We start from the raw sequence: 25,417 nt of genomic DNA on the forward strand, positions 1-25,417 counted from the left end.
TTATTTTTAAGCAGAGGATTATCGGGATTGAATTATGAAATTGACGTTCCTCAGTAGTGCTGGCTTAGCATTAATCATTTTACCTTTTAGTCTGTTTGCTGATACTCAATCATATTATTGTCCACAAAACCACGGATACATTAATATAGGAATGACACCCGATGAAGTCATTGCAGCCTGTGGCCAACCAGTGAGCCAACAAGAATCAAATCAACCTGTATTACAAAAAATTCCCGTACAACAACTCATTTATAACAACATGGGAACGAGCACTGCTTTTTATGGCGTATGGAACATGCCTACCGGTAGTGGCGGGGTACAGCTTGAAGTAAATATTGTGAACCAAAAAGTACGCTCCATTAAATTAAATGGTTCTGATAGTAATGCTGTTTCTGTTTGCCAAGGAGCGAACATTCAACCTGGCGATCCGGTGCAAAAAGTATATTATGCTTGTGGTTCTCCTTCTATAGTCAATAATTCGTTCATCAATGAAATTGTACCAACAGCAGAAAAACCTCAAGTTTGGGTTTATCAACCTGGGGAGTATCAGCCCGCAGTAACTATGACTTTTGTTAATGGGAAACTGCAATCAATTCAATAATTCTAAAAATAATAAAATAATCCATTGTTGCGTTATTTTATTTGTATCTATTTTTGACAAATCACAGTTCAATACTATGGTAAGTTAAAAAAATAAGATAAACTCTCAAAATTTTAGCGTAGAGAATACCTCATTATTGATGTACCTCTGCTTTTCTTGAATATTTATTAAGGTAAGACCCGAATGACTGCAAGCATAGATGAAATCACTATAACATATAACGACAATGGAACAGAGACAGTTAAAGAATTGGATAAGAAAGTATTAAGTAAAGGGGCCTGGACTACAATTATGTTTAAATATCAGGATTGGGATAATGCTCAAAATGATTATGGTCCAGTTAAATTTTCAATTCGCCGATATCAAAAACGCAATAACCAATACTGGCAAAAATCCAAGTTTAACATTTCCAGTGCAGAACAAGCACAAAAAATCATTGATATTCTCAATGATTGGCTGAAGTAATCTTGCTAGATAATACATTTTTTTATGATTGAACTTAAAATAAACACCTCTCAGCCTCCAGATTTTAGTTCGTTTCTTACCAGATATATTTCATTATAAGTCATTATAAATAAAGTATTTTTTTATAACTATCCCTTAGTAAACAAGCGGCCTACTGGAGGTTTTTTGTTCATTCCAAACGCCTGCATGCCCACAAAATAAGCCCTGAGATTTAATTTTGTTCTACTTACGCATATTTGTTAAGGTTTAGTTAATTTTTGAGCCGTATAATGAGGATATATTTAACAATCAATATAAGATATAGCTATGTATAATAAAACAGATTCGCAAACATCAAAAGTTGGGCAACCCACTGTAACTGCACCAGTAGTATGGAAACCGTGGGATCTCTCTTACCTAAAAAGTACTCCGATGGTATCGCCATTAGAGCTTGCAAAATATAAGATGATGCATTCTAAGGAAGGAACTTCTACTCCAACAATTTGGCAAATGCCTGTGTTTTCATCCATGATGAAAGGATTTTATAATCCAGCAGTTTGGCAAAGCCCTGTGTTTTCAGACATGATGAAATCTATGTGGAGCACAATCCAGACAGGAAGTAATTCTTGGATGTTCCCACCAATGGAGTTAATGAAGCAAAAACTACAAACTCAAAAATCTGTGCACGCACCGAAGGAAGGAACTTTTACTCCATCAATTTGGCAAGGCCCTGTGTTTTCAACCATGATGACATCTATGTGGAGTGCAATCCAACCTGGAAGTAATTCTTGGATGTTTCCACCAATGGAGTTAATGAAGCAAAAACTACAAACTTCTAAATCTGTACAGGTACCTACAGTACCTACAATGCCTGTTACGCCACCACCTGGAAAAGGCCCTTCTCTTCCTGACTGGGTACCTTCTGTGGATAAAATGTATCAACAGTTTTGGAATGGAGCTAATTTTACCGCCGTTGCATTGACTACAAGTTTTGGTATTGTAGCTGTTCAAAGCCCAATGAAAACAATTCTGGTTAATTTAACCAAGAACGGCACCATGTTACCCGTATATCAAGGTGGGGTAATGGGTTTTATGAAAGCTATGTATGCAGGAACTTCAGCTTCTATTTCTGGATCAGTACTAAGAACAGGTTATGTTACTACTGCTAAAGGCGGCAGCAAGCCTTTAGAAGAAGGACTTGTAAGGGAAGAAGACGGTAGAAAATACGCCCCAACAGGTTTGGGGTATCTTATGGCTATGACGTTAGGTGAGCAGTTGATAACGCAAGGGCCTGAAGCAATATCTACGCTGAAAAAAATACCCAACTTTCTTCCTCCAAATTTTACATGGAAAACATTTAATAATGCGAAAGAATTAATAGCTGCTGGCTTTGTCCCAAGATATGCTGCAGGAATGGGTAATTTTTTTGCATTGTGTATTCTTGAAGAGAGAATAGCGAAAGGTTTGCCAATTGAGGATAGTAAAAAGAGACATTTTGTCAGTGGAGCAACCAGTGGTGCGCTTGCAGCATTTACCACGTACCCACTAGCCGTATTAAAAGATTATATCGTGGTACAATTTACAATAAACCAAGAGGGACAACTAAAAAGAGCAAATTCAATTAAATTAACAAAAGAGTTATTTTTTAATTTTATAAATAATCCCGGAGCTTCAGCAAAAGCTTTTGGGGAAATGGCTCTGAAACAAGTTCCACTGCGAATGAGCTTAACCGCTATGATATTCGGTCTTGTTGCAGGTATTGGCGAAACTATGGGACCTGAACCACTGAGCAGAGTAGTTCCAGAAGAGTATCAACCCTCTGTAGGTAAATCCAGACATGGTATATTTGCTACTAAGAGTACAACTCCTCGGATCGAAGAGATTCCTGAAGATACTGATGAACATACACAGACTCAAACATCAGGATCTTCTCCAAAAAGCAACTAACTTGGTTATCCCGTAAAATGCGTAGCATTTATACGGGATCCAGTTTTCAAAATAATTGACTTTCATGAAGTAAAAATCCACATAATAGAACCATTTTATTTTTATAAAATGATTTGTTATGCAATAAAATAGTGTATGATAATACTGTAATGTGCAATTTTAGATCATACGTTACAGTTTTTAATATTACTAAAAGGATGAAATATGATGTCACGTTTTGGATTTTTTACTAAACCTGGTAAAGCAATTATTGAAACTACTCTTTATTCTCTTGGCGCAGCAGCTTTGGGAACAGGCATTTATCGTGCTGGAACATATGTTAATGATAAATTCAGCAAGCCGCCACAAGAGCAAGAACATCATATAAATCAGATGAAACAACCCAATCATGAAGCACAAAACCATTCGCATCAATCTGAGATAAAAATGGGCTGTTAAATAGATATAGGTTAATAATCCAATATCACTTAAATTGAATTTTAACCAATAATTGATGGATGGTGTGGTCAAATTAATTGACAAACACCAGCCCCAAAAATTTTATGCACAACAGATACACTTTATGCCCATTCCAAGCCAGGGTGAGAACGTTCAAAGTACTTCTGAACCATTTGCTCTGAAACCAAATCCAATCGCGCTGGATGCCATTGAGGATTCTTATCTTTATCAATCAATAAAGCTCTGACCCCTTCATAAAAATCATGGCCGTGCATAAAATGACTGACCATGTCATAATCCATTTGTAAACATTGCGCTAAAGACAATCCCTTCGCCTTTTGTAATTGAGCTAAAGTGACTTTAAGACTTAAGGGAGATTTTTGTGCCAAAGTATTATCAACCGCCTCAGCCCATACTGTGCCAGCACTTTGTAAGGAATCTCGAATCATTTCAATTGTTGGATGTGCGAAACAGACATCAATCAGAGGCTTAATCTGGCTGATTTCTTCCGTAGAAGGTACAAAAGTAAAACGCTGCAAGCATTGATTGACTTGTTCAAAAGCATCCGTTGATAAATCTTCATTCATTAATGCATCATATACAGCAGGCATTTGTTCTGATGCTACTATTTTTTTAACCAGTCCGGTTTTTACTGCATCATGAGAACCTAAGCGATTACCTGTTAAACCCAAATAAATACCTAAATATCCTGGACATCGTGCCAGTAAATAGCTGGCCCCTATATCAGGAAAGAAACCGATACTCGTCTCAGGCATAGCAAATACAAAGCGTTCACTGGCTATTGGGTGACTGCCATGCATGGAAATCCCCACACCTCCACCCATAACAATACCATCAATTAAAGAAATATAGGGTTTACCAAAATGATGAATAAAATGATTTAAACGATATTCGTGCCAGAAAAATTGCATTTGCTCCGCGTCATTTACTTGCCCCGCTAAGTAAAGCGAACGTATGTCTCCTCCAGCACAAAATGCATTCCCGGGAACAGCCCGTACGACTACAGCATGAATCGACTCGTCTTCTTTCCAAAGACTTAATTGTCTTTGCATATTAAGAATCATATTTAAAGTCAGCGCATTCAAAGCCCTGGGTCTATTTAATGTAATGACTCCCAATGAACCTTCTTGCTCAAAAAGTACCTCATCAGTCATAATTATCTTCCTTTGAACTGAGCAACTCGTTTATCTAGAAATGCGCTAACTCCCTCTTGCTTGTCTTCAGAAGCACACACTTTGGCAAAGTGAATGGCTTCCAGGTGCAAAGCATCCGTCAAGGACAAATCATAACCATGATCAATAACTTCCATAACACCTGCCACAGCAAGTGGTGCCATACTTAAAATTCCCTGTAATAGCCTTTTCCCATGTTCCAATAATAGTTCTGATTCAACAACCTCACTCACTAGTCCCCAATGTAAGGCAGTTTCAGCGTTAATAAATCGCCCTGTTAAACACAAATCTAAAGCGCGCCCTTTTCCAATTAAGCGAGCTAAGCGCTGTGTGCCACCATAACCAGGAATAACGCCCAGCTTCACTTCAGGCTGGCCGAATTGAGCTTTTGTTGAAGCAATTCTTAATGTAGCAGAAATAGCTAACTCGCAACCACCCCCAAAAGCAAAGCCGTTTACTGCAGCTAATGATGGTTTACCTAAAGTTTCCAAAAGCCGAAATACTTCCTGTCCACGACAAGCAAACTCATATCCTGTTTGTGCAGTACATTCAGCCAATCGGTTAATATCCGCACCAGCACAAAAGGCTTTACCATTCCCAGTAATCATTAATGCCTTAACTTTAGGGTTTGATTTTGCATAATGGAATGATTCTTCCAAAGCATCTAATACTTCTGAGCTTAAGGCATTTAACTTTTCAGGTCTGTTTAAAGTTAAAGTTAAAATTCCATGGTTATCCAAATCTTGCTCAATTAAATTCATTAAAAAAAACTCCTTCTTATAAGAACCGTAGCCTGGGTGTAGCGAAGCGGAACCCGGGATCGTGCACTCATTCAGCTTAGAAAACCCAGGCTCCGCTTCGCTGCACCCAGGCTACAAACAGATAAATCAGCACAAAAAATGATCTTCATCCAAAGTTGCTTTAGCAACAATTTCTCTCATGATTTCATTTGTACCTTCAAGAATTTGATGTACTCTTAAATCTCTAAATATTCGCTCAATCTGATAATCACGTAAATATCCATAACCACCGTGGATTTGCATCGCCTTGTCACAAATATGGAAAGCAACATCGGTTGCCAAACGTTTCGCCATGGCACAATATATAGGGACATTCGGATCGTTTTTATCCATAGCACTTGCTGCTCGATAAACCATTAAACGAGCCGCTTCATAATCCGTTAACATATCAGCAAAATAAAAACGTAATGCCTGCATCTCAGTGAGTGGTTTACCAAATTGTTTTCGCTCATGCATATAGCTTTGAGTCAATCGCAAGCAAGCAAGCGCGCCACCCAATGAACACGAAGCAATATTAATCCGTCCCCCATTTAAAGCATTCAATGCAATTTTAAATCCCATCCCCTCATCACCCACACGATTGGCAACCGGTACACGGCAATTTTCAAAATAAACCATACTGGTAGGCTGACTGTGCCAACCCATTTTTTTCTCTAATTTGCCAAAACTTAAACCTGGAGTCTCTTTTTCAATTAATAAGCAACTTATTCCATGATGCGACAAATCACCAGTCCGAACGATACACAGGTAGACATCACTCACTGAGCCTCCTGAAATAAAGGCTTTAGAGCCATTTAGCACATAATAATCTCCGTCTCTTACAGCCTTGGTTTTTAGCGAAGCGGCATCAGAACCAGATTCAGGCTCAGTCAAGCAATAACTGCCAAGTAGTTCCATAGAAGTTAATTTAGGCCCCCATTTCATTCGTAACTCAGAATGAGCATATCGATCAATTAAAGAAGTCACCATGTTGTGAATCGAAAGATATGCACTCGTACTGACACACCCTGTTGCTAGTTGCTCGAACAATAATGCAGAGTCTAAGCGGGTTAATTGTGCTCCGCCAATATCCTCTCGTGCCATCATCCCAGCCATTCCTAGTGCAGCAGCTTCACGTAATACATCCACAGGGAAATAGCTCTCGTCATCCCAACTGTCAGCCATAGGAGCTAACCTATTACGTGCAAAATCAGCTGCCATCTCACGAATAGCTATATGTTCTGCTGCGAATTCAAAATCCATAAACTGTCCTTAGAAAATTCGTTTAAATGTATTATTATTGCGAATTTTTATCATCCATGAAAGAGATATGTTTCGAAAATTACCCAGAACATTTTATGAACGTGATACGATTATGGTTGCCAAAGAACTTTTAGGCAAATATCTTATTCATAATCAATTCGGAATGGAATATATAGGACGAATCGTCGAAGTTGAGGCGTACCTAGGAGTGCATGATCTAGCATCTCATTCATCTAAAGGTCTTACCCAAAGAACAAAAGTCATTTTTGGACCTGCTGGTTATGCCTATATCTATTTAATCTATGGGATGTATTACTGCACCAATGTCGTTACAGAAACTGAGGGTAAAGGTTCTGCAATTTTGTTGCGTGCCATTGAACCAATAAAAAATATTGCAGGAAAAACACAAGGACCTGGGTTGCTTTCAAAAGCAATGCATATAGATAAAGAACTGAACCAACATGATCTGACCAGCGATACTTTTTATATCGCTGAAGAAGAAAATCAACATGCATTTACTATTGTGGAAAAACCGAGAATTGGTGTTCATTATGCAAAAGATTGGGCAGAAAAATTACTGCGCTTTTATATAAAAGATAATGCTTTTATTTCCAAACCATGATGATATGATTGCAACCTTTCAGCGCTCATGAAAAGAATAAGAATAATTACATGGAAACTCTTGCGGCACCTGTCACTCGTAATAAAAATTCGCTTGCTGTACTCAAAGAATATTTTGGTTTTGACTCGTTTAGAACACCTCAGGAAGACATTATTAATGATGTTATTGCTGGGCATGATGTTCTTGTTTTAATGCCCACAGGTGGTGGAAAATCTCTATGTTATCAGATTCCTGCCATCGTAAGACCAGGAGTGGGCATTGTAGTTTCTCCTTTAATTGCATTAATGGAAGACCAGGTAACTGCCTTAAGATTACAAGGAATTCGCGCCGCTTATTATAATTCCTCTTTAAGCAGCGAAGAGGCGAAAAATGTATTGATGCAATTACATCATGATGAATTGGATTTGTTATATATTGCTCCTGAGCGTCTAATTAGTACCTCTTTTTTAGAACGATTAAAAGAATGCTCTATCGCACTTTTTGCAATTGACGAGGCTCACTGTATTTCTCAATGGGGTCATGATTTTCGTCCTGAATATGCCGCTTTAGGTATCTTAAAAACCCATTTTCCTAATATCCCAATTATTGCCTTAACTGCAACTGCTGATAAACAAACACGTCAGGATATAATTAGACAATTAAATTACACGCCTAGAAAATACATTGCTTCATTTAATAGACCGAATATCCATTATAAAGTAGTCCACAAAACTAATGCGGTGAAACAACTAAATCAGTTTTTACAAACTGTGGAACAACAATCTGGAATTATTTATTGTGGCACCCGCACTGGCGTTGAAAATCTTGCCAAAAAACTACAAGAAATGGGGTTTAAAGCGCGTGCTTATCATGCCGGACTTCCTCACAAAGAACGCCGGGAAGTACAAGTTTTATTTAGACATGATCGAATCGACATTGTTGTTGCTACCATCGCTTTTGGGATGGGAATTGATAAACCGAATGTTCGTTTTGTCGTTCATCATGATTTACCTAAAAATATTGAAGGATACTATCAGGAAACCGGGCGTGCGGGGCGTGATGGATTACCAGCACAATCACTTTTACTCTATGATGCAGCAGATAGCGCTCGATTACGTTCCTGGATTATTAACAATCCGCTCGATGAACAAAGACGAGTTGAAACCAATAAGCTCAACCACATGCTTGCTTTTGCTGAAGCATCACATTGTCGCCGCCAAATTTTATTGCGCTATTTTGATGAAGTTTGTGATACAGAATGCCAATATTGTGATGTGTGCGATAATCCGCCCATAACTGCTGATGCCACAGAAGATGCACAAAAACTCTTGTCTTGTATTTATCGCTTACGCCAAAATTATGGTTTAACCCATACTATAGATGTCTTACGTGGCAGTTCTTCGGATAAAATAAAACAATATGGTCATGAGCAGCTCAGTACCTTTGGTATAGGTAAAGACAAATCGGCACATTACTGGAAACAACTAGCCTGGCAACTCATTCATAAAGAGTACTGTGTGCAAGATATTAGCCATTTTAATGTTCTTAAATTAACACCTAAAGCGATTCCTTTGCTTAAAGGTGAAGAAAAAATATCGTTGACCCTGATCAATAATGATCTTAAAAGCAACAAAAAGAAAACCAAAGAACGACGCTCAATTCAGACGACAAACAGTCCCTTATTCGAACTGCTTCGTGCGTTAAGACGTAAACTGGCAGATGAAGAGAACAAACCACCGTTTATGATCTTCAGCGATGCAACCTTACATGCAATGGCTGAAGCCAAACCGAAAAACTTGGAACAGCTACTCGCAGTACCTGGGGTTGGCCAACACAAATTGGCACATTATGGAAGCCAGTTCCTTAAGGCATTGAATGAATGGGAATTAATTTCCCATTTATGATAATGAAATTTGTAGCCTGGGTGCAGCGAAGTGGAACCCGGGTTCCGCTTCGCTGCACCCAGGCTACAAACTACAAATAACTATGGCAATATCAGCTCACCCTGAGCGTTAAAACGATATCGATTTTGATCCCAACCTTGACCAAAAAGTCTTAGTACTGAACTGTAATAATCATTATCGGTCAATTCCACTGCATCAAGACGTTTTCTTTGTATTGCAAGTTCGGAAGGATTATTTGCTAATAAAGGTAATAATGCGGCAGTAAAGCCCATAGGACCTTTGCCTTGTGTTTTAGCAGTGATAATATCAATTTTTTCTGGGGGAAAACCTAATTGTTGTGTCAAATTAAGAATCGGTAAAAAGTGTTTTATCAATTCTGCTGCTTGCGATGCATCTGAAGCCAACATCCCTACCCAAAGATAGACACGAATCGCATTATAACTACCCAAGTTAGGATTTTTTAGATCAGGCTGCCACCCACTATTCTTTTTCCAAATGACCCAATCCGGCGCAAACCCTTTGGGAGAGGTTTCTAATAACAGACGCCTGCTATTACGCTCAAGAATATTCCATTTGCTGTTCAATTTGGCAAATCGAGCAAATAATTGAGGGGGTAAATAACTTGGATTAAGTCGCCAGGTATTTTTAAAATTAAATCCAAATTTACCTGGAAGTAACATGAGTCCAAATCCTGGAATTTGAACCACCTCTTCTTTGAGAATACGTTGTAGAAGTTTTTGACCCAGAGAGTCATAACGCTTATTTCTCCACAAACGTCCTGCTTCAAGTAAATCATAAGCAATCCATAAGTCCGAATCAGCTGCCGAATTACTGTCCAAAACACCCCATTCCTTTTGGGCATTTTGTCCCCATTCCCATGCAGGTCGCTGTTTTGCCAAATCACCCGCAGCAAGATTGTTTTCAGTCCAACCTAATAATTTATCAAACATAGGCTGATCATGGGCAACCAAAGCAAAGAATAATCCATAACTTTGCCCTTCTGAAGTTGTTTTTCTTTCTGGCAGTTGTGGATCAATCACTCGTCCATCTATGCTGATGTAATATTGCTTAAATTTTTCCCACATTGACCATTGCGTAATTGCAATGGCATTAGAAATGCCCAATAAGAATAAGACAAAAAACAATAAATTTTCTTTGCTTTTTGATTTAAAAATCACGTTTTATCCTGAGTACCTTTTAAACGACGATTTTTGATTACTAACAAACCATTCCAAATCAAGAATGTAACTACTACTGCAGCCAAAAGAGATAAAAGTGCCAAGTTGATGGGATGCTGTTGCAATGATAACCAAAAACGCTCCCACCAGGGTATATAGCCTAAGTGGTATGTCTTACCAACCTTGAAACTATCAATTCCGGAGTTACGAATTACAGCTAATGACCCAAAGACTTTTCCGACATTTTTATTATTAGTCAACACATTGTTAAGTAATTCAGAGTCCTGTTGATTCTCTGCCAATAAAATAATAATGCTGCGATTACTGTAATACGGCGATTGAATACCAAGAATTGCTGCCATAGAACCCGTGGCACTAATGGTGGCTTTACTCTCGGGCATGCTGAAAGGAGTCACGCGATGTCTCTCTGGTAGCGCATTTTTATTTAAAGGCTTTTTCACCCAATCTTGTGCTTTATTCATCAACAAATTGAGATCATCGTTATCACGAAGTGCTTTGGGTAACACACCAATAGTTAAGATGTCTGCATCTTTATTTTTAACCTGAGACCAATTATCAGTTAAAACGAGTGACAAAACAGGATAACCCGTTGCTGCACCGATCTTGCCCATAACGTTAAGTAAAGTGGTTACCGTTTCAGGTTGTGATTGGGGATCAATGTACACAATTGTTTGCGAAAGATCAGCCATGATGCTAAAAGGAAATCCTGAGCTCATAAAAGCATTTAAATTCGGCATTTTAATAAAATGATAATAATTGGATAAATTTAAGGTTGAAGAACGGTCAATAACCCCTAAATTGCTAATTACCTGATAAGTAATACATTGATTATTTTGCACTCCTCCAGCAATCAGAGTTCCATATGCAAAATCAAAAGTGAATTGGTTTTGTGCTCCTATGTTTGTAGGAATATAGAGTGTTTTACTTGTCTCGGCCATATTTGCTGCAAAAGTAGATTCTTGTTTTGGCTCCAACTTATAACTTTTCACAAAAGAATTATTCAAGCTAATATTCAGTTCCGACATACTGGCAGCTGGGGGTAACGAGTAACGGTATTTTAAACGTAAATCAATTCCTCTACCTTGATTAAGGTACAAATCAGGAGGTAGATTAAACCAGAGCGTAACTGGATATGGAGTATATCCTTTTGTTTGCAATTGTCCTTCATAATCTTCTAATTCTGCAAACGTTACTGGTTTATCAGTACGAATCCAATTTGGCGCATCATAGGGTTTGCGAGTTTCAAGCATTTTTACGTTGTTAATCGTAACACTTGTTCCCCGAAAAAGAACATTCCCTTGTGCTATACCCTGGACAGCAGTCAATAAATCCTGATCATCACGTCCCGAAATCAACAATAATTTGATATAAGGATTATTCGGATGGCTTATCATTTCTACTGTAGGGGCATTTACGCTCTTATAGTTTTTCAAGAAATCGGGTCTTTGCTGGTTCGTAGCAAATACAACAGAGTTACTTGTAGGTAATTGATTCAATAAGGCTGAAAAGGACGTTCCACGCCATAAGGCTTTGCTGCCAAACCATGAAGCTAAAATTGCTGCAGCGCGTTGCTGGATCAAATTGGGTCGATCAGCAAATACCATTGGCATATTTAATTGATTTTTATCTAGTGGATCAAAGAAAGGTTCTGGAAAATGTGACAACTCATTTTTTAAGAGCAAGGTTTGGAACGTCAATTCAAGATAACTAAACTTATCAATATCTATCCATATCGAACTGTGTACAGGATTTTCACAAATCGATTTGTAGTGACCAATAAACTCAAGTCTGAGATGATTGAAATCGCTGATATAACGAGGATCTATAGGTACATCTACAGAATTTAATTTACCCAGTTGTTCGGCACTAATTGCAATCACGTTGACCAATTCATCATTTAAATAAATTTTAAGCTGCGACAGTAAAGGAATAAGTGCTGGTGAAGGTATAAATTGAAGATGGAGTGCTGCTTGAGATATCAACTCATCTTTACGCACAGTGAACTCTATATTTCTTCCTGTCATAAAATTAGTTAAAGTAAAGTTGCCTTGCTGCTGATTTAAGCTGTTAAAATATAATTGGACTTTTCGTGTTGGAACATTGGCCTGAGCTGGCTGTGCAGCTTGAATGGAATTTGCTGATAGCGCGAAAGTGGTCTGTATGTGAACGCTAGCTCCCCAAAAAAGCAGCAATATAATCCAGATTATTTTTCTTCTCATTATTCTTATCCATAAGTTTTTAAATTTTATTCCAATTCAGGTAAAAGATGTTCCCTTGATTTAGGCTTGTGAGGAAGGAAAGTTCCCATCCAAATAATTGCATTGGTAAGGCCTATGAGTATCTTACGAATTCTGTCTGGCGCATGTTCTATGATATCGTAATAACCACGCAAGTCCAGAACAAATACATCACGCATACTTTTTAGGGGTTTATCCTGACTAAACGATTCCTGCCATAATGTCCAAACATCTGCTCGAGCGAATGTACATTGGATAAAGTCGATATTTTGTTGAAGAGAAAACTCATGTAACTGAATCCCTGCATTGCGATAAAACGTATAAGCAATAGTTCCACAGAAAGCGAATTCAACATCTTCACGTTTGAGTAAAAGAGTTATCTCATCTCCTTTTTTGAGCAAATCTTGATTCTCCATTTGTATCCCCACCCCTTTATCCGAATAATTTCTTAGGGTACATTGGTATACATGTCCATCAGACCGCATAATTGCTGCTGGCATAACAAATGCCACACGAGGAGCTCTACGTCTTTGCCTTGCTTCAATACTTACGCCCAACGCCCCACCAAGAATAGCAATGTTATATAAAGACCAGGCGAAAGTAATAAGCAGAGCGACAATTGTTTCGGATGGCTCAACTATCAAACGAACGACGGCCGCGATTAAACCCGCAACATTAATGCATAATAATATTATATAAGGCCGTGCTGTTATCCAATCCACATGCTCTTCCTCAATAATTTTCCCTTTTGGCGTAACGTTAAATCTTCCTTTATGCGGATTAATTAAAGCCATAGTTGTAGGCACCGCAATGTACCAGGCCATTACTGTTTCATAGATTTCATTCCATAAAAAATGACGGAATCGACCTTGAATTTGGTTATTCGTTAAAACGGCATGAATGATATGAGGTATGGCATAAAGCAGGATCATCAGTCCAGAAGCATAGACTACATAGGCATTCAAAACCAAAAATGCCGCTGGGGTAATGAAAAAAATTAAACGAGGAACCCCAGAAAGAAAATGCAACATAGCATTAAAATAACAAAGGCGTTGTCCAAAAGATAAGCCTTTACCTAATAAAGGGTTATCCATACGTAAAATCTGCACCATACCACGCGCCCAGCGAATACGTTGAGCTACATGGCCTGCAAGGCTTTCTGTTGCCAAACCTGCTGCTAACGGGATACGAATATAAGCTGAATTATAGCCACGACGTTGCAGTCGCAACGAAGTGTGTGCATCTTCAGTAACGCTTTCTACTGCCAGCCCACCAATTTCTTCTAAGGCAGAACGACGCATGATACCGCTCGAACCACAAAAATAAGTTGCGTTCCATGTGTCATTCCCATCCTGTACTACACCATAAAATAAGGAGCTTTCATTGGGGGTTCTTCGGAACGATTTCAAATTACGTTCAAAAGGATCGGGTGAAAAAAAATGATGTGGTGTTTGTAAAATAGCGAGCTTAGGATCTTTTAAAAACCAACCTACAGTTAACCGCAAAAAAGGATGGGTAATAACATAGTCACAATCAAAAATTGCCACTAAGTCACCATGTGTACGTTTTAAAGCATAGTTAATATTGCCTGCTTTTGCATGTTCATGGGTAGGACGTGCTATGTAGTGTACTCCTACCTCTTCAGCAAATGCTTTAAATGCAGGACGATTACCATCGTCCAAAATGTATATGTTCAGTTTTTCTTTTGGCCAATCTAGACCTAAAGCCGAATAAATACCTGGTTTTACTATACTCAGATCCTCATTATAAGTAGTGATCATGATATCTACACTCGGCCAGACAGAATGATCAGAGGGCAATGGCACTGGCTTACGATGTAATGGCCAAATACTTTGAAAGTATCCTAATATCATAACCAACCAAATGTATGTTTCAGCAAAGATAAGTAAGCTTCCGAATACGGCACTGGGCAAATCATCCCACACTAAAGTATATGTATAGCGCCACCATAAATAACGACATGAAACAATTACAGAAAGAACAACCAACATAATAGTACTTACATGTCCAGGAACTTTACGGATGCTCATAGCCATTCCCCATAAAAGTACTACAAAAATAAATTGTGCTATTGGCTTAAATGGTTGAGTGATACAAATCACTAACAGTATGGCTGAAAAAATGGTTAATGTAATAAACAAAATACGGTGTAGAATACTGTTTGTTAGTTCAAAATGCTTAACCATTTGTTTGGTAGCTTTATTGCTTTCTACCTTATCCGGGAGCTTTTCTATCCATGAATAATAATAATTAAGACCGCGCTGTAAAAAATGGGTCTTTTTTCTGCGCTCTGAATAAAACAAAATAAACCATAAGCCTTGAGTTAAATAGCGAACTATATCCCCTGGTCGAGGATGTTTTCTTGAAATATGAGGAAACCAAAATTGATGGTTCTCACGTACCCGTTGCCAACTGGAAGACTCCAATCTTAAAAAAGTCCAACCGGCGATTTTGAGTAAAATAATAATAATTGAAGTGAAAAACGAGGTATTATGTTGATGATAATGATAGTAGATTTTTTCAGTCTTTTTATAGGCATCATGTGACAAAAGCAAATACAAGATATTACTCATTTTGTATTCCCATTGCGGATTCCTTGTAGCGCAATTACTGGCATGCTCTCATCCTATTTTATCTTTTAACTCTTTCAATATGAGCCAGCGTTCAATTATTTCTGTAATAATTTCTTGCTTTGAAAAATCTATATAAATTAACTGGTTAAAGATATATCGTACTCAGTTGTGTATCTATAAACTTACTCATCCTAAACATAGCTTTCTTTTTAAAAAAAATCAATTTGATCTAAAGTCAGTAACTTTTTGATTCACCGACTTTTTTTATTCTGAAAATTGGATTAAATAATGTCGCAAAAATTTGGCTTCCTTAACCAAGTTTTGGGGAAACTTGTAATGCCTCCTGTCTTTTTTCAATGAGCTCCTGTGCTTTAACAATAATTGGATTTTCTTGTAAATTCTCATCTGGATGATTATGCTGACGGAATTCTTTATATTTCTTTAACTCTTGTTCTCGCATATAAAGCTCAAATTCTTTGTAAAAGGTCTTTCCACCCTCCTCCCCAAGAATCTCAATAAATTGTTCATATAAACCTGTTTTAGGATTGCTATAAAAACAAATATCTAAAAATTTCTTCTGATAAATATTAGAAAACTGGTAAGGTTCACCCACAAACTCTGGTATTTGCTTAAATAAAATATCAATCCCTGTTGCCTGAGGTTCTTTTTTTGCTTGAAACAAAAGCTCAATCACCCGTTGGCGCTTGTCAGCTGGAACAATAATTGATCGGGTAGCTACAAATTTTTTGTTCTCCGCATTTAAAAAAGGAGCATCACCTATCCGACCACCACGTTCAGCAAGTGATAATTTCATGCTCCCATCTGCCATATTTTTTAAAGTAGCGAGTACACTATGACCAGTAAAACCAGTTGCCTGAAAAGCCATGCCCTCTCTATCCAGGCGGCTTAAAATATTTTCAACAGTGGTGTCCGATTCAAGTTTATTTAATGCAAACAATAAGCCCGTAAACTGTGAAGAATATTCTGGGTGTTTTTCCTTAATGAAAGCATTTAAATAGCTATTAAGAACTGATACCCCTTCATCGAATAATCCAAAACCCAATTTAACCTCTGCATTTTGAAATTTAAGAACTTCATGCAACTGTGATCCACCAAAAATAAAGTAAAGTCTTCGTCGATGGTAATATTCCCTATAATCAATCTGGTATGCATCAAACAATGCCTTTAGGGTTGCCTGAGAAAATATATTCAAGTGTGCGATATTAATAACCGTTTGGCCTTTATGGTTTTTGGCCAAAACATCAGTTTTTTCTGCCAAAAGTAACGGTACTGCTTCCGAATTTTGATATTGAATAGCAGACAATAAGGCCGTATTACCTTGATCATCTCTGGCTTCAAGCAACTTGGTTTTTATTTGTGGATGAGCACTAAATAGGCGCAACAGTTCCTCTATTCCATCAGTGCGTTTAAGTCTAACTGCTGTATGTAGGGGCGTTTCATCCTTATTATTTTTTTCAAGAATCAACGCAGGGCTGTTGGCATGTAGGTACTCCATCGCATTTCCCAAATTCCCTTTAGCCAACAATAAATGAAAAGCGGTATTTCCCTCGTCATCACGGGCTTCCAATGAGTAACCCTTTTGGTGAAAAAACTCAACGAGTACATCGGAGTTCACTTCAGCAGCTGCTAATAAAGGGGTCTTCCCTTGAGCATTTTTATCTTCTAGCGAAAAAAAGCCACTAGCAACTAAATGTATTACTAGAGAAGTCTGGCGGTTCTTTATTGCAACAAATAATGGGTTATCTCCTTCGCTGTCCTTATCATGAATAGGGGGAGGATCTTGACTCAGAAAATAATCGATTAATTTTATATTACCGGAACTTGCTGCTAATAACATTGGAATCATTTTAGATTCATCTGTTGCGGTTAAAGAAGCTCCGTGTTCTGCCAACCATTGTACTGTGGCTAAATCTCCTCTTCTTACTGCATCAAACAAGGCCTGCTCCTTTTCCTTTGCAGTACTTTGAGTCACAAATAAAGCGGCTACATCGAATTTCTTTGCATCCAATGCCAATTGGAACGCTGTTTTACCTTGTTTATTTTGCAGATTAGCAGGCACACCCCGATCCAGAAGATAATGCACACAGTCAAGATACCCATTGCGAGCGGCGGCCATTAAGGCATTCTCATCATTGTCATTAATGGCTAACAGATCCACTCCCTCTTTATCCAAAAATTTAAGTGTAGCTAATTGTCCATTTTCAGCCGCAATAAAAATTGTATTTTCCCCATGCTTATTTTTTTGATGCAAATTCCCGCCTTTTGCAAGCAGGTACTCAATAATTTTTAAATTCCCTCTCCCAGCTGCAGTCATCAAAGGAGTATTGTCTTGATTGTCTGTAACTTCGATTGCGAATTGTTCAGAGAATAATTGAATTGCATCTAAATTATTATTGTATGCAGCGAAATGGACACCGGACCAACCATCTTTCATTTTATAACGAAGTAAATCTTCCCGATTTCTTGCAATACCCAAAAGAATGCTTAAGGCTTTAGCATCTAATGCACTCGCAACCATGATAATTTTACCCAGTCCCTCTTTCCGAAAACTACCTGGAGACAATGCCTCAATCTCTTTATACTTTTGATGGATAACTAGTTTACTTGAAGGGCTTAATTGAGGATCAGATTCCAATAATGGCCTTGTCTTTGAAGATGAATAGACATAAGAACATTCCAGAGGAGTAAATCCATTGTTATTAGGAATTTTCAACACTTGACTATTGAATTCCTTTGCTGCGTCTATAAGTTTTTTCAGAATTTCGGGTTGATCGTATATTACAGCAAGATGTACTAGGGTATTACCATTTTCATCTGAGGTTAGAAGCCCCTCTTCCTCTACATTTGAAATTAGTTTTTTAAATTGATCCACATTCCCCTGCTTTAACGCAGCTTTTAGTCGTTCGTAACTCATTGAAGCCACCCAATCTACTTTCTATAAAGAAAGTATAGTTGGTTTGCAGAAGACAATATGAATGGGGTGAGTAATTCGCAATATATAAGAATTATCTGTTCTGATAAAGACTTAACTCTCTTAATACTGCTGTGGCATAAGCTCCTGCAGGCAAACTAAAGGATAATTCAGCCAGATTCTCCTTAATCACACACGTAAATTGCCCCACATGCACTATATTAGCGCGCCAATCTTCCTCTAACCCATACTGCTCCAAACCTGCCAACCATGGTTGCCAATCGAGGTAAATTTGATTCACCAATTGTAAGGCTTCGCCTTTGGCCTTGTGTTTGCTTTTCCCAGGCAAGGGACTAGCAGGAGAAATATCTTTGTCTTTAATCCGTTGTAACAAGTTAGGCTCAACCTGATCAATAACAAAAATGCTGTTTGAACCACAAAGTTGCATGACATCACCATTAAGAGGTGAATTCCAACACTGCGCGTTAACACGTTGCGATAAAATTAAATTATAAATCCAGGAGCGCGCTGCAGAACAATACATCCCTTTTAGAAATCGATCTTTAACTTTTTTGCCGCGTACAAGCATTTCTTCAGCTTTTAATAAATTCCCTGCATCACGACCAAATCGTTGTTCACCAAAATAATTGGGTACGCCTAAAATTCTAATTTGTTCAATGCGTTCTAGCAAATCATCTTTATGAGAAACCTCTCGCAAGCGGACAATAAACTGATTGCCAGTTAAAAATCCCGGCCTGAGTTTTTTATGATGGCGAGTACTTTCCAAAACGCGCCAGCCAGGTGCTGCAAGTTGCTCAACTCCAGGTATTTCCTCACCTGGAGCATGAACACTTAGCCATTGAGTTGTTAATGCTTGCCTGTCTTTCAAGCCTGCATAACCAATCATTTTTAAAGGCTTATGTAATAATTTGGATAATGACTTAACGACCTGTTCTGTTGTTAGCCCTCTTTTTTCAATTTTAAGAACTATATGTTCTCCATGACCAGTAAATGGACTGTCAAAAAACTCATTTACCTGAAAATCCTCTGGAGCACATTTGAAATAAGCAGTGGATTTAGGCAGTCCATGAGCCCGAGGCCAATCTAAAGAATACATTGAAACAACCTTTCCTAAAAAGAAACAATAACCATAACAAAAATTGCTAAAAAACTATATAAATCAAAAGATTTTAAGTGCATACTTAAACGTAACTTTGTAAAATCTAGGGCCTGTTTACAATTCGCTAGTTTGAAGCAGAATACTGCAATTATAGAGCAGCAAAACGCAGCATTTTGGCAAAGATAGTAGAATTGTGGATAAATCCTATATTAATTGTTATTAAATGGATAGATTAACAATGAATGCTACATTTCCACCAATACGTAAAGCAGTATTTCCTGTTGCCGGTTTAGGGACTCGATTTTTACCTGCAACGAAAACAGCCCCCAAAGAAATGTTAACTGTGGTTAATAAGCCCTTGATTCAATATGCAGTTGAAGAGGCTTATGCAGCTGGCATACGACAAATGATTTTTGTGACTTGTCATAACAAACGCGCTATTGAAGACCATTTTGATCTGGCCTATCAACTTGAAAATGAGCTGAGTCTTCATGATAAAAATGAACTGTTGTCTATAGTCCAATCAGTAACACCTCCTGATATGGAATGTTTTTATGTTCGCCAGGCAAAACCTCTTGGGTTAGGACATGCCGTTTTATGTACTGAAAAAATCGTTTGTAATGAGGCTTTTGCTGTAATACTTGCTGATGATTTAATGACCAGTACAACACCTGTGATTCGACAATTAACTAAAATGTATGAACAATACGGCCATAGCATTGTCGCGGTAGAAAATATCCCTCAAGAGTTAACTGAATGTTATGGTATTATTCAAGGTGCACCGTGGGATAAAAACCTTTTAAGCATCCATCATCTAGTGGAAAAACCCAAACCACATCTAGCAGCATCAAACATTGCAATTGTAGGCCGTTATGTTCTTACCCCAGGTATTTTTGAACAAATCAGAATATTACCTCAAGAGGAACATAAAGAAGTTCAATTGACTGACGCAATTAATGGTTTGGTAAAAAAAGAAACCGTTTTAGCACTACCTTATGATGGGAAACGCTACGACTGTGGGAGTGTTCTCGGTTTTCTAAAAGCGAATGTAGATTTAGGAAAAAAACACCCAACTGAGGGAGAAAAATTTTCCAAGTGGCTTTTAGCTTAGACAGGGCTGTTTACATTTCACTGGCTTGAGCTAAAATGGCCTGATTTTCGAGCACCGAAGCGCAGCATACATCCAGTATGTGAACATCGGAGCGCAGAAAATCAGGACAGTTTGACCAAGATAGTAGAAATGGGCCATTTCGCTAGCTTGAGCCAAAATGATCTGATTTTTCGAGTACCGAAGCGCAGCATACATGAAGTATGTGAACATCGGAGCGCAGAAAATCAGGACAGTTTGACCAAGATAGTAGAAATGGGCCATTTCGCTAGCTTGAGCCAAAATGATCTGATTTTTCGAGCACCGAAGCGCAGCATACATGAAGTATGTGAGCATCGGAGCGCAGAAAATCAGGACAGTTTGACCAAGATAGTAGAAATGGAAACAGCCCCTAATTTGATTGAGAAGATATATGGACCAGCTTACAAAAATGAACTCCTGGAAACAACTCGAAAAATACGCCAAAACATACACAAGTCATAACTCAGAAATAAAAGATAATTTTGTATCCAATGACAATATTACCCTGGATTACAGTGGACAACATGTTAATTCCCAGATTATGGATTCACTCCTTGAGCTTGCCAATGAATGTAATCTGCATGAACACATTAATGCAATGATTAGTGGGAAGCCTATTAACAATACAGAAAATAGGCCAGTCTTACATACAGCACTTCGTGCACCAGACAATAAGGCTATATGGGTTAATGAACATAATATTATTCCTGAGATAGCTAATGTTCGTAACACAATGAAGCTTATCTCTACAAAAATTAGAAATGGGGAATGGCTTGGTTATTCTGGTAAATCCATTACTGATATAGTTAATATAGGGATTGGGGGCTCAATGCTTGGCCCTTTCTTTTGTATTAATGCATTAAGTGATTTCGTAACAGACAAATTAGGGTTTCATTTTATCTCCGACATCGATCCTAATGCATTTTCACGTGTTACAGCAAAACTTAGCCCGGAAACCACTCTATTTATTATTTCCTCTAAATCGTTTACTACTCCAGAAACCTTATCTCATTTTCAAAAGGCTTTGTCGTGGGTGAACCAGGAGCAACATTTTAATCAGCATTTTATTGCGGTCACTGCTCAGGTTGAAAAAGCACAAGAAATGGGTTTTGAAACTATTCTTCCTATATGGGATTGGGTTGGAGGACGCTACTCTTTCTGTTCAGCGATTAATCTGATTTCCTGTATTGCCATTGGTTTTGAAAATTTTTCAGAAATCCTTACTGGAGCATACAGGATGGATATGCATTTTTGCACCGAACATTTTGCAAAAAACTTACCTGTTCTTATGGCATTATTAGGTATATGGAATATTAATTTTTTAAACATAAATAACTTGCTTGTCATGACTTATTCCCAAGACTTACAAAATTTTGTTCCTTATCTTCAACAACTTGATATGGAAAGTAATGGGAAATCAATAAACAAACAAGGTCGAAGAATAGATTATGCGACAGGTCCCATTGTCTGGGGTGGCCTGGGTAATCATGCACAACACAGCTACTATCAGCTGTTGTGTCAAGGAACTCATAAAATAGCAGCTGATTTAATTTGTCTTCGTACTTTCGAGGATGATGTAATTAATAAGATATGCCGTGCTCACAAGGAGGTTTTAACAAAAGGTGGTAATCAGAGTGAGAATCCTCACAGTTATATTGCCGGCGGGATACCTTTAAATCTTCTCTGCTTGAACGATTGCTCACCTAGAACTCTTGGCTCATTGATTTCCTTATATGAACATAAAATTTTTGTCCAAGGGGTGATTTGGAATATAAATTCGTTTGACCAACCAGGAGTCGAGAGCTCCAAAGAAATAGCTCGACAAAATAATTGGATTAGCTAATGCTCAGAAAATTCGGTTTATTATTGTTTGGCTTTATAGCTCTAAAGGCTTTTGCTAATGATTTCAATCCGAAACAACTTTTGTTGGATAAGGTCATTTGGGGTGAAACCTTTTATCGAGATGATTTTGTGAAGAACTCACTGGATCGTCTGCAATTAATCGCACCAAATGATCCTGACGTTCTCGCTGCACGAATTAGACTTGCAATACGGCAAAAAAATCTCATTTTAGCAAAAGAACTGCTTGAGGAATTAAAACAAAAGGCACCTGATTCCGATGATTACAAACAGGCTCAAATGAGTTTATTTCTTACTCAGCCTGTAGCCAAACAAAAACTGCAGCAAGCAAGGCTAATGGCGATATCCGGACATCTCGATTTGGCTAAAGCCCAATATGATGCTCTTTTTCATGGGGATTTTCCCACCCTAGAATTAAGTTCTGAATATTGGCGTTTTGTATCCTATATACCAGCACAGCATCAAAATGCATTCAACCATCTGCAATCATTGTATAATTTTTTAAATGCTCATGGAGTTTATTCTAATAATAACAATCTAGATAATTGGATTTATGGACTTAAAGAAAGACTTTCAGGATTATGGGTATCTAACGGAGATGCTGCATTTCGAACAGGTAATATGGATTTGGCTCAAAAAAGATATCAGCAAGCCCTCCTTCTAGATCAGACAAATTATTTCGCTTGGGTTGGAATAGGTGAAGTAGCATTTTTCCGCAAAAATTTTGCCGATGCTGAAAAAGCGTATAAGCAAGCTTTGCTTATTAGTCCAGGGAAGAGTAGCGCCGTTTATGGGCTTATAGGGATCTATAAACGGCAATCATTGAAGAAAGCACTGGATTACCTGAATAGTTTGCCTGAGGATCTGAAAAGTAAATTTAATGAGCCTCGACGTAGTTTGGAAAGCGCCCTGTTACAAGAGCAAGCGGAACAATTTGCAAAAAAAAGGCTATGGAGGCAAGCAATAGAGAAGTACGGCCAGGCAGAGAAAATTGACCCCAATGATGTTTGGTTAACTTATCATTTCGCATTAGCATTGAATCATGTGGGTAATTCCCAAAAAGCAAATGAACTGTTTCAGAAGTTGATCTCAAAACAAAAAAAAAATCCGACTGAAGTATATGCTTATGCTCTTTACTTATCGAGTATGGACAAATCACAACAAGCGCTGCATCAACTTCATACCATTCCACAAAAACAATGGAATGAAGGCATGCGTCAATTGGCACAACGTCTGACTACTGAATTGATTTTGCAACACGCACAACAATTGCGAAATCGTGGTGATAAACAAGCTGCAGTAGCCTATTTAATGAATCAAAAACAAACTACACCAATCAAGCTTACTTTGGCTGATTGGGCTTTTAATGACGGTGCATTTAAAACATCACTGAATTATTATCAAGATGTGAAGACCCACGAACCACTTAATGCTGATGCCAACTTAGGAGTTATAGAATCACTCATCGCCTTGGGAGACAAGAAAAAAGCGTATCAAATGCTGGAAGAACAACAAAAAATGAAATTAACCTTCAATCGTAACATGCAAAGAAGATTAGCAAATGCATGGAATGCCGTAGGTTATCCACAAAAAGCATTAAGCATTTTTAAACGCATTAAACAAGAAAACGTCAATGCTGCACCAAGTCAAGATACCGCGCTTATATTTCGTGATGCTGCTCGTTTGGAAACACAGCTTCGTATGCCTAAACTGGCGCAAGAAGATTACAAAAAAGCCATGATCGAGAGTAATATTACATCCGTTTGGCCTAACAACAACGACTATTATACCTGGTTGACCCGTAATCATATAGAAGATGATTGGCTTAAACGCAGCATTCGATCTGAAGCAGGTTTTCTTTATCAACAACAAGAAACACGTATTACGGTCGATCAAGATTACTGGCGGCTAACAGGCACTGCAGGAACTTCTGATTTACGTGCCGAAGATACAATGACACAAGCGGATTGGGGGTATGCAAACGGACGTGCATTCTTAAGAACTGATGCAGTTAGTTTAAGTGCAGGAAGTTTTTCTACAGTTAATGGAGTATATTTTAGCGACTTTGGTACCTGTAATATCAATGGCTGTACTACAGACATAACGCAACGTGCAAATGGGCTCAGTTGGGACGGAGGATGGCAAAATTCGATTTGGGGATTTGATGTTGGCCAAACACCTATAGGATTCCCAGTAAATAATTTTATTGGCGGTATCAATTACAGTGGTGATATACGACATATCGGCTGGACAATCACTGCTTCACAACGCCCCATGACTAACTCATTACTTTCTTTCGGTGGTGCAAGAGATCCAAATACAGGAATTGTATGGGGTGGCGTAGTAGCAACTGGGCTTACTTTATCGCTTAGTTATGACCGAGGCGAAGCAAATGGTTTCTGGGCTAATATCATTGGTAGTGAATTAACGGGAAAAAATGTAGAATCGAATCAGCGTATTCTCCTAATGGACGGCTATTATTACAAAATAATCAACGAGGACAATCGACGATTTATCGTTGGGCTCACCAATATGGTTTGGCACTATGATAAGAACCTATATGGATTTAATCTTGGACAAGGAGGGTATTATAGTCCGGATTTCTATTTGTCGTTCACAATTCCAATTGATTATCGCAGACGAACTGCAAACTGGTCTTATGAATTAGGTGGCACTGTAACTTGGTCGTACGCAACAACTAAAAACATCCAAGCCTATCCATTGCCGAACCTTATCCCAAATTTTGACAATTCACAAAACTCCATCCAAACCGGAGGTAATAGCACTGGCTATGGCTATTCTATACTTGCACTGGTAGAGCGTCGGCTTGGTTCACATTTTATTGTTGGAGGATTGGTCAATATTCAACAATCAACAGATTACACCCCAAGCCATGCCTCTCTTTTCCTTCGTTATTCATTTGAAGGCTGGCAAGGTGATATGGACATGCCTATCATCCCCTTGGTCCCCTATTCTAACTTCAGATGAGGTATCTTGTCTTAGTCTAAATTAATTGATAAGTCCGTATATGGAAATAAAAGATTGGAGTAATTGATACGCCAAAATCAGTGCGGAGCAATTATAGTGTCGGGCCAATGCCTGAAACCTACGCCTTCTTTTTTTTTTGAATCTATTGTAGGTTGAATTTAATTGGCAAAATAAAGAGTGCAAAATCA

Annotated in this window: 17 protein-coding genes; 9 read left to right on the plus strand and 8 right to left on the minus strand. The window is 38.1% G+C overall.

Annotated elements, in window-relative coordinates; all coding sequences use genetic code 11:
* The first annotated feature begins 34 nt into the window (after window positions 1-34).
* From Lstg_RS04880 to Lstg_RS04895, 4 genes are all read left to right on the plus strand, one after another.
* Window positions 35-601 (plus strand): DUF2845 domain-containing protein, encoded by a 567-nt coding sequence (locus Lstg_RS04880; RefSeq protein WP_058476543.1) that lies wholly within the window; start codon window positions 35-37, stop codon window positions 599-601.
* 183 nt (window positions 602-784) lie between these two features.
* A complete protein-coding gene (locus tag Lstg_RS04885) occupies window positions 785-1,066 on the plus strand; it encodes a hypothetical protein (RefSeq protein WP_058476544.1) in 282 nt (93 codons plus the stop codon).
* Window positions 1,067-1,372: 306 nt separating this feature from the next.
* Window positions 1,373-2,992 (plus strand): hypothetical protein, encoded by a 1,620-nt coding sequence (locus Lstg_RS04890; RefSeq protein ID WP_058476545.1) that lies wholly within the window; start codon window positions 1,373-1,375, stop codon window positions 2,990-2,992.
* Between the two features lie 204 nt (window positions 2,993-3,196).
* Window positions 3,197-3,430, plus strand: a complete 234-nt coding sequence (locus Lstg_RS04895) for a hypothetical protein (protein ID WP_058476546.1) — start codon at window positions 3,197-3,199, stop codon at window positions 3,428-3,430.
* Window positions 3,431-3,552: 122 nt separating this feature from the next.
* On the opposite strand, the gene Lstg_RS04900 is transcribed toward Lstg_RS04895, so the two are convergent.
* From Lstg_RS04900 to Lstg_RS04910, 3 genes are all read right to left on the minus strand, one after another.
* On the minus strand, window positions 3,553-4,605 hold the full coding sequence (locus Lstg_RS04900) for an enoyl-CoA hydratase/isomerase family protein (RefSeq protein ID WP_058476547.1): 1,053 nt from the start codon (window positions 4,603-4,605) through the stop codon (window positions 3,553-3,555).
* 2 nt (window positions 4,606-4,607) lie between these two features.
* Window positions 4,608-5,384, minus strand: coding sequence for an enoyl-CoA hydratase/isomerase family protein (locus Lstg_RS04905; protein ID WP_058476548.1), 777 nt, complete (start codon window positions 5,382-5,384; stop codon window positions 4,608-4,610).
* 126 nt (window positions 5,385-5,510) lie between these two features.
* On the minus strand, window positions 5,511-6,665 hold the full coding sequence (locus tag Lstg_RS04910; RefSeq protein ID WP_058476549.1) for an acyl-CoA dehydrogenase family protein: 1,155 nt from the start codon (window positions 6,663-6,665) through the stop codon (window positions 5,511-5,513).
* 67 nt (window positions 6,666-6,732) lie between these two features.
* Here Lstg_RS04910 and Lstg_RS04915 point away from each other — a divergent pair, with 67 nt between their 5' ends.
* Complete coding sequence (locus Lstg_RS04915) at window positions 6,733-7,287, plus strand: DNA-3-methyladenine glycosylase (RefSeq protein ID WP_058476550.1); 555 nt, start codon at window positions 6,733-6,735, stop codon at window positions 7,285-7,287.
* A 50-nt stretch (window positions 7,288-7,337) separates the two neighbouring features.
* The gene (gene recQ / locus Lstg_RS04920) at window positions 7,338-9,170 is read left to right on the plus strand and encodes a DNA helicase RecQ (RefSeq protein WP_058476551.1); all 1,833 of its coding nucleotides are present in this window, start codon (window positions 7,338-7,340) and stop codon (window positions 9,168-9,170) included.
* An 80-nt stretch (window positions 9,171-9,250) separates the two neighbouring features.
* Here the strand turns inward: recQ and bcsZ are convergent, their stop codons facing one another.
* The 5 genes from bcsZ to truD form a co-directional block, all read right to left on the minus strand.
* Window positions 9,251-10,348: a cellulose synthase complex periplasmic endoglucanase BcsZ gene (gene bcsZ / locus Lstg_RS04925; RefSeq protein WP_238585374.1), complete on the minus strand. Its 1,098-nt coding sequence runs from the start codon at window positions 10,346-10,348 to the stop codon at window positions 9,251-9,253.
* On the minus strand, window positions 10,345-12,588 hold the full coding sequence (gene bcsB, locus Lstg_RS04930; protein ID WP_058476552.1) for a cellulose biosynthesis cyclic di-GMP-binding regulatory protein BcsB: 2,244 nt from the start codon (window positions 12,586-12,588) through the stop codon (window positions 10,345-10,347). Before bcsB ends, bcsZ begins: the two co-directional genes overlap by 4 nt.
* Before the next feature lie 26 nt (window positions 12,589-12,614).
* Window positions 12,615-15,200, minus strand: a complete 2,586-nt coding sequence (gene bcsA / locus Lstg_RS04935; protein ID WP_058476553.1) for a UDP-forming cellulose synthase catalytic subunit — start codon at window positions 15,198-15,200, stop codon at window positions 12,615-12,617.
* A 310-nt stretch (window positions 15,201-15,510) separates the two neighbouring features.
* Entirely contained in the window at window positions 15,511-18,135 is a 2,625-nt protein-coding gene (locus tag Lstg_RS04940; RefSeq protein ID WP_058476554.1) for an ankyrin repeat domain-containing protein, read from the minus strand.
* 91 nt (window positions 18,136-18,226) lie between these two features.
* On the minus strand, window positions 18,227-19,249 hold the full coding sequence (gene truD, locus Lstg_RS04945; RefSeq protein WP_058476555.1) for a tRNA pseudouridine(13) synthase TruD: 1,023 nt from the start codon (window positions 19,247-19,249) through the stop codon (window positions 18,227-18,229).
* 241 nt (window positions 19,250-19,490) lie between these two features.
* Between truD and galU the strand changes: the two genes are divergently transcribed.
* The 3 genes from galU to bcsC all read left to right on the plus strand — a co-directional run bounded on the left by galU (window position 19,491) and on the right by bcsC (window position 25,229).
* Complete coding sequence (galU, locus tag Lstg_RS04950) at window positions 19,491-20,363, plus strand: UTP--glucose-1-phosphate uridylyltransferase GalU (protein WP_058476556.1); 873 nt, start codon at window positions 19,491-19,493, stop codon at window positions 20,361-20,363.
* A 409-nt stretch (window positions 20,364-20,772) separates the two neighbouring features.
* Entirely contained in the window at window positions 20,773-22,224 is a 1,452-nt protein-coding gene (gene pgi, locus Lstg_RS04955; RefSeq protein ID WP_058476557.1) for a glucose-6-phosphate isomerase, read from the plus strand.
* On the plus strand, window positions 22,224-25,229 hold the full coding sequence (gene bcsC, locus Lstg_RS04960; protein ID WP_058476558.1) for a cellulose synthase complex outer membrane protein BcsC: 3,006 nt from the start codon (window positions 22,224-22,226) through the stop codon (window positions 25,227-25,229). Before pgi ends, bcsC begins: the two co-directional genes overlap by 1 nt.
* Window positions 25,230-25,417 lie beyond the last annotated feature (188 nt).

Source organism: Legionella steigerwaltii, assembly GCF_001468065.1.
In the GTDB taxonomy this organism is placed as follows: Bacteria; Pseudomonadota; Gammaproteobacteria; order Legionellales; family Legionellaceae; genus Legionella; species Legionella steigerwaltii.